This window comes from Nocardioides jensenii JCM 1364 = NBRC 14755 (genome assembly GCF_001552535.1).
Taxonomy (GTDB): Bacteria; Actinomycetota; Actinomycetes; order Propionibacteriales; family Nocardioidaceae; genus Nocardioides; species Nocardioides jensenii.
The window spans coordinates 82,074-88,477 of record NZ_BCRJ01000011.1; the positions used below are offsets into that span (position 1 = coordinate 82,074).

A 6,404-nucleotide genomic window follows, 5' to 3' on the forward strand; every position below is an offset into this window, starting at 1 on the left:
GCATCGTCAGTGAACCGTCGCGCGGTTTGATGCCGTATCTTCCTGAGCCCTGATCCGTAAGTTGTTCAGTGGCCCGGGAGGGTCGGGTGTGGCTGAGCCTTGATCGCCCTTGAGGTGGCTCCGGTGGAATGGCCGCCCGGCTCCTCCGGGGCGCCTTGGCTGCTGATTGAGATGCGCGTTCTGGTCGCTGTTTACGGATCCGCCAGCGAGGAGCTCTTCGGGCCGACGATGGAGTCGAGTCACCGAAGGGAGACCAACGGATGGAAGAGCCAGCTTCTCAGGGCTGGGCTGGTGTCGACGTCGGCAAGGGACACCACTGGGTGTGTCTGATCGACGAGGCCGGCGAAACGTTGTGGTCAAGCAAGGTCTACAACGACGAGACCGCGATCCTCGAGGCGATCAGTGCGATCAACACCCGTGCCGATCAGGTGATCTGGGCCGTGGACGTCACCGGGACCATGTCGGGGCTACTGCTGGCGCTGCTTGCCGCTCACGACCAGAGCGTGAAGTACGTGCCCGGCCGGATCGTGAACAGGATGTCTGAGACCTACCGCGGTGAGGCGAAGACCGATGCCCGCGACGCCTACGTGATCGCTGAGTCTGTCCGCCAACGTGGCGACCTGACCGCAGTGGAGGTGTCGGCGACATTGGTGGCCGAGCTGCGACTCCTGGTCACTCACCGCACCGATCTGGTCGCTGACCGAGTCCGCATGGTCAACCGGCTCCGTGACGTCCTCAGCGGCTACTTCCCCGCACTGGAACGGGCTTTCGACTACGCCCACAGCCGCGGAGCGCTGGTCCTGCTGAGCGGCTACCAGACACCCGCGGCGATCCGCCGCATCGGCCAATCGCGGCTGCAGGCATGGCTGGTCAAGCGGAAGGTCCGCAGCGCTGCGCAGATCGCTGCCGGCGCCGTCGGTGCAGCAACTGCCCAGCACACGGTGGTCCCCGGTCAGGACGTAGCCGCGACGATCGTGGCCGATCTGGCCACCCAGTTGCTGGCGCTCGATGAGCGGCTCAAGGACCTCGATGCCCGGGTCACCGACACGTTTCGAGCCCATCCTCAGGCCGAGATCATTGAGTCGTTGCCCGGCATGGGACCGATCCTCGGCGCCGAGCTCATCGCTGCAGCCGGCGATCTCAACGGTTATGCCAACGCTGGCTGTCTCGCTTCAGCCGCTGGGCTAGTTCCGGTTCCGCGGGACTCGGGTCGACGGACTGGGAACATGCACCGCCCGATGCGCTACTCCCGCAAGCTGCGGCGCGTGTTCTACCTGTCTGCCAACGCAGCGATGATGCGAGAAGGACCCAACCGGGACTACTACCTGAAGAAGCGCAGCGAGGGCGACAAGCACGTCCAGGCACTCATCTGCCTGGCCCGTCGCCGGGTCGACGTGCTCTGGGCGCTACTGCGTGACAACCGCGTCTTCACGTCGAATCCACCGCTACGAACCGCTTGACAACTTCATTGAGATTCCACCGACGTTGATTCGTGATGGGTGATTTTGCTGATTCGCGGTGGGACTCGGGTAGTGGGCATGGCTGACCCGCCGGTCTGCTCCGGCTCTTCCACTTGAGGCCCTCGGGTTGTGCCGTCGCCGGCTGGTTGGTCAGGTCGTGATCGGGCTTGGCGGGCCGGTCGCGGTCGACCACAGCGACTCCCATCCGGGTGCCAGGGCCAGTGGGTTGGCAGGTGCAGCACGAGCCGGCGACCGGTGGTGGCGATCCGGGCGGGGATGTTGACGATCTGGGTCCGCAGGGTCGCCCAGCGGGCGGTGTGCATCGCGGCCGCGGCTGCGGTGGCGCGGGCGAGGTTGAACGCGATCACCGCGCAGGCGACCCAGGCTGCGTTGGCGGAGTACTTCCCGCTGGTTATCTGGGGCCGTTTCGAGGGCGTCCACGACGTGCATGACGAGGGCTCTGTGCTCGGGGACCGCGTGCTGGATGCGGTTACCTTCCGTTGTCCATGACGCAGACGGAACGTCCTTTATGCGAGTCCAGCGCGTGCTCATGCCCGGTTCTCGGTTCGAGTCGTGGACGGTCCTGGGTGATGACCATGTCCCGGTCGATCCGGTCGAGCGGTTCCTCGGCTACTTGTCCTCGATCGAGCGGTCACCGAACACCGTCAAGGCCTATGCGCATGATCTGAAGGACTGGTTCACGTTTTTGGCCGGGCGGGACCTGGACTGGCAGACGGCGACGTTGGAGGACGTCGCGGGGTATGTGGCGTGGCTCCGGCTGCCTCCCGAGGGGCGCGACGGGCGGGTGCAGGTGTTGCCGTCGGTGGCGCATCACTGCTCAGCGGCGAGCGTGAACCGGAAGCTGGCGGCGTTGACGTCGTTTTGCGAGTTCCACGCCCGCCACGGAGTGGCACTGGCTGGCTTGCTGGTCACGATGGCGCCGCCGGGTCGGGGGCGGTCGTCGTCGGTGACGTCGTTCAAACCGTTCTTGCAGCACATCGTGAAGCACGGGGATCAACGGCGCCGCACGATCAAGCTGGCGTCCCCGCAGCCACGACCCCGGGTGCTGACCACGACCGAGGCGCAGACGATCCTGGACGCCTGTGACCACCTGCGCGACCGGCTGTTGTTCGCGCTACTGCTGGACACCGGGATGCGGATCGGTGAGGCGCTCGGGCTGCGGCACGAAGACCTCGACATCGCCGGCTGCCAGGTCGGGGTGGTGCCCCGAGTCAACGACAATCGGGCCCGGGTCAAGGGCAGCCGCCCCCGGTTCATCCCGACCAGCGGTGCGTTGATCCGGCTCTATGCCGACTACCTCAACATCGAGTACGGGACGCTGGATTCGGACTACGTCTTCGTCAACCTGTGGGGACGCCCGCACGGGCATCCGTTGACCTATCCGGCGGTCTATGACCTGGTGGGGCGGCTGCGCCGCCGCACCGGCGTCGACTTCTCGCCGCACTGGTTCCGGCACACGTATGCGACCTGGCTCCTGCGCCGAGGGGCGGGGATGGAGAGCGTGAAGGAACTGCTCGGCCATGCCTCGATCACCACCACCGTCGACACCTACGGACACCTCACGATCGAGGACGCCCGCGCCACGTTGGCGGCCGCCGGCTGGTTCACCGGAGCCGAGGTCCGGTTATGAGCCCGGCCAGGAGGCCGGCCGCGGCAACAAGCACCTGGCCGGGGCTGCTGGAGAAGCTGATGAGGGCGGTCCGCTGCGAGTTCCGCGTCGACCTCTACGTCCCCGACGCCGATCATCCGGTGCTGGGTCGTGGTTGTTGTTCGGTGACTGGTTGTGACCGGTCGCCGTCGGGGAACCGGTTGTGCTCGACCCACCAGAAGCGATGGATCGACCGCGGGCGGCCCGAGCTGGCTGAGTTCCTCACTGACCCTGGACCACCGCTGAACGGGCGTCGCGACTTGACCGGGTGCACCGTGCCGGGCTGCCGCTACGGCAGCAGCGGTCTGGGGCTGTGCATGCGGCACCGCAGCGCCTGGACCACCAGCCGCCACCCCGACCCGGTGGCTTGGGCCGCGGCCGCGGTCGCCGCGGACCCGACGGGTCGCAGGAGCTGCGGGCTGCCGTTCTGCTCGCTATGGATCGACAGCGAACGAAACCGATTCTGCAAGGCCCACGAGACCCGGTGGCGGATGCAGGGACGCCCTGAGGTGGAGGGGTTCATCAGCCGTTGCCTGTTGACCGGCCGGGACCGCATCGACTTCTCCGGGCTCCCACCGCTGCTCAAGCTCGAGCTGCAGTACGCCGTCCAGTGCCGCGCCGACGCCGCGACGATCATGCTGCCGGCACCGGTCGTCAACTGGGCGATCCGCCAGGCTCGGGACGCCGCGGTGTCCTCGCTGCTGGACCAACCGGCACCCTGGTGGGCCGATCGAGCGGGGCCGAAGACGAACAGCTATCCGGCGTTCCTTGCCTTCGCTCGAGACACCGTGGAGACGCTGCACGAGGGCACCGGCTGGGAGGTGGAGTATCCCCGCGACATCTGGCGGCTGGAACGGCTGCCCGGCCTGACTCCCAACCCCGGCAAGGCCTCCTCACGGCACCGGCTGCGTTTCGACCAGATCACCCAGCCCTGGCTGCGCGAGCCGGTGAAACGCTGGTCCCGGCTGCGGCTGTCGTCCGGGCTCGCGGTCGGCACCGTCGTCTCCGACGTCAAGGCATTGAGGCGGTTCAGCGGCTTCCTGGCCGAGGCCGTCCCCGAGACCGACGCCATCGCTGGCCTGGACCGTGCGCTGCTGGAACGCTACCTGGCGTGGCTGGCCACCGCCGAGGTCGGACCCGGCGCCCGTGAGGATGCCGTGACCTGTCTGGGGATGTTCTTCCAGGCGCTGCGTCAGCACGGATGGGAGCCGAGCCTGCCGACGACCGCGGTGTTTTTCACCGGTGACCTGCCCCGCCGCTCAGGCAAGGTCACCCGGCACCTCGCCGAGCACGTGATGGCCCAGGTCGAAGCAGTTGCCAACCTCGACCGTTGGCCCAACCCTGAGGGACGACTGGTCACGTTGATCTTGATGCGGGCCGGCCTGCGGGCGACCGACGCCTGCACGTTGGCCTTCAACTGTCTGCTCCACGACGGCCAGGGCGCTCCCTACCTGCGTTACGTCAACAACAAGATGCGCCGTGAGGCCGCCGTCCCGATCGATGCTGACCTCGAGGTCGAGATCCGTGCCCAACAGCAACGGGTCGCGGCCCGGTGGCCGGACCGGCACCCGCACCTGTTCCCGCAACTCAAGGGCAACGCTGGCGGTCAGCGTCCGTTGAGCTACTACAGCTACCGCGGCATGCTCAACGCCTGGCTGGCGCTCTGTGAGGTCCACGACGAGCACGGCGGCCAGGTGCACCTGACCCCGCACCAGTGGCGCCACACCTTCGCCTGCCGGCTGATCAACCGAGACGTCCCCCAGGAGGTCATCCGGGTCCTGCTCGACCACGAGTCGACGCAGATGACTGCCCACTACGCCCGGATCACCGACCAGACCGTCCGGCGGCGTTGGGAGCAGGCCACCAAGGTCAACATCAACGGCGAGCGGGTCGACATCGACCCCGACGGTCCGCTCGGTCAGGCGCAGTGGGCCAAGACCCGCTACGGAATGGCCACCCAGACGCTGCCCAACGGCTACTGCGGGCTCCCGGTGCAGAAGAGCTGCCCGCACGCCAACGCCTGCCTGACCTGCCCGGTGTTCATCACCGGACCCGAATTCCTCCCCGAACTGCGTGAACATCGAGGCCGCACCCTCGCGCTCATCGACAAGGCCGAAGCCGACGGGCACACCCGGCTGGCCCAGATGAACACCGAGGTCCTGACCAATCTTGACAAGATGATCGGTCAGATCGAACACGAACCGGCAGGGACCGCCGATGCGAGCTGACAACACCCGACACCTCGTCAGCGCTGCCCGGGACCGGGCCGAGCAGACCCGCACCCGGGCACTCCGCGCGCTGCGCCGACTCGACCAGGACGGCGCTGCCATCACCTTCGAGGCCGTCGCCCGCGAGGCCGGCGTCTCCCGCTCCTGGCTCTACGCTCAAGCCGACCTCCGCGACCAGATCCAAGCGCTACGGGCACGCCACACACCGACTCCCTCGACGCCGCGGACCCCGCAGCGGCAGGCTGCCAGCGACGCCTCGCTGTTGCGACGCCTCGAGGCCGCGACCGAACGGATGCGCCAGCTCGAAGCAGACAACCGTCAGCTGCGCGAGGCACTCGCCGAAGCCCTCGGTGTTACCCGCACAGCCCGAGTCACCGGCCAGACCTCGCGCCGCAACACGCCCGGGAGGCAAGCCGCCGAACTCATCGGTCCGTGCTGACAACTGCCGTCACGCTATTGCGTCGACAACACTGTCCGCGACGCAAACATGCAGGTCAGCGACCCAGTCAGCACCCCGACTGAAGATAACGGACGGCAGGTGCGCGAGCGGCCCGTCCTTGAGTTCGGCGATGACCTGCTCAACGATCGCGTGATCGCGGTGACGCTGATCGGCCTCGACCATGCCCAGGGTGCTGTTGGTGATGAAGGCGTGGTGACGGTAGGACGCGAACAACTCGCCCTGCTCGCTGCGGAGCGCGTCGTTAATTGTTAGATGGTTCGGTGTCTGAAATCATGAGGCATGGCGAATCGTCCTGCTCCGGCGTTGGTTCTTCGTGATGGTGATCGCGCAGAGCTTGAGCGATGGACCCGTTCCGACCGGTTCGGGGCTCGGCCGCCAAGCGTGCGCGGATCGTGCTGCTGGCTGCGGAGGGCGTAGCGAACACGCGGATGGCGGAGTTGACGGACGCGACGGTGACGACCGTCTTGAACTGGCGCGGCCGCTATCAGAATCGTGGCATTGCCGGGCTGCGTGATGCTCCGCGGCCGGGTCGGCCAAGGACGTTGGATCATCGACAGATCGTGGCCGAGACGTTGAAGCCGCCGCCT

General features: G+C 67.3%; 5 protein-coding genes and 2 pseudogenes. 5 read left to right on the forward strand and 2 right to left on the reverse strand.

The window, feature by feature from the left end; all coding sequences use genetic code 11:
• Window positions 1-260 precede the first annotated feature (260 nt).
• A complete protein-coding gene (locus NJ4_RS05750; protein WP_067431535.1) occupies window positions 261-1,460 on the forward strand; it encodes an IS110 family RNA-guided transposase in 1,200 nt (399 codons plus the stop codon).
• A 150-nt stretch (window positions 1,461-1,610) separates the two neighbouring features.
• Here NJ4_RS05750 and NJ4_RS27235 read toward each other — a convergent pair.
• Window positions 1,611-1,867: pseudogene (locus NJ4_RS27235) on the reverse strand (IS1380 family transposase); the annotation flags it as partial.
• A gap of 143 nt (window positions 1,868-2,010) precedes the next feature.
• Here NJ4_RS27235 and NJ4_RS05760 point away from each other — a divergent pair.
• From NJ4_RS05760 to NJ4_RS05770, 3 genes are read left to right on the forward strand one after another with little or no spacing between them, the layout of a single operon-like run.
• Window positions 2,011-3,111: a site-specific integrase gene (locus tag NJ4_RS05760; RefSeq protein WP_217996775.1), complete on the forward strand. Its 1,101-nt coding sequence runs from the start codon at window positions 2,011-2,013 to the stop codon at window positions 3,109-3,111.
• Window positions 3,108-5,357, forward strand: a complete 2,250-nt coding sequence (locus NJ4_RS05765) for a tyrosine-type recombinase/integrase (RefSeq protein ID WP_217996776.1) — start codon at window positions 3,108-3,110, stop codon at window positions 5,355-5,357. Before NJ4_RS05760 ends, NJ4_RS05765 begins: the two co-directional genes overlap by 4 nt.
• Complete coding sequence (locus tag NJ4_RS05770) at window positions 5,347-5,796, forward strand: DUF6262 family protein (protein ID WP_067431545.1); 450 nt, start codon at window positions 5,347-5,349, stop codon at window positions 5,794-5,796. The genes NJ4_RS05765 and NJ4_RS05770 overlap by 11 nt, the downstream gene beginning before the upstream one ends.
• Window positions 5,797-5,811: 15 nt before the next feature.
• On the opposite strand, the pseudogene NJ4_RS27240 reads toward NJ4_RS05770, so the two are convergent.
• Window positions 5,812-6,039: pseudogene (locus NJ4_RS27240) on the reverse strand (IS1380 family transposase); the annotation flags it as partial.
• A 119-nt stretch (window positions 6,040-6,158) separates the two neighbouring features.
• Between NJ4_RS27240 and NJ4_RS25060 the strand changes: the two are divergent.
• On the forward strand, window positions 6,159-6,404 hold a 246-nt coding region (locus tag NJ4_RS25060; RefSeq protein WP_157550794.1), incomplete at its 3' end, for a helix-turn-helix domain-containing protein.

What these genes read in the sequence shown, in the direction of transcription:
- NJ4_RS05750 (WP_067431535.1), top strand. Translation starts at nt 261, where the DNA reads ATGGAAGAGCCAGCTTCTCAGGGCTGGGCTGGTGTCGACGTCGGCAAG.
- NJ4_RS05760 (WP_217996775.1), top strand. Translation starts at nt 2,011, where the DNA reads ATGCCCGGTTCTCGGTTCGAGTCGTGGACGGTCCTGGGTGATGACCAT.
- NJ4_RS05765 (WP_217996776.1), top strand. Translation starts at nt 3,108, where the DNA reads ATGAGCCCGGCCAGGAGGCCGGCCGCGGCAACAAGCACCTGGCCGGGG.
- NJ4_RS05770 (WP_067431545.1), top strand. Translation starts at nt 5,347, where the DNA reads ATGCGAGCTGACAACACCCGACACCTCGTCAGCGCTGCCCGGGACCGG.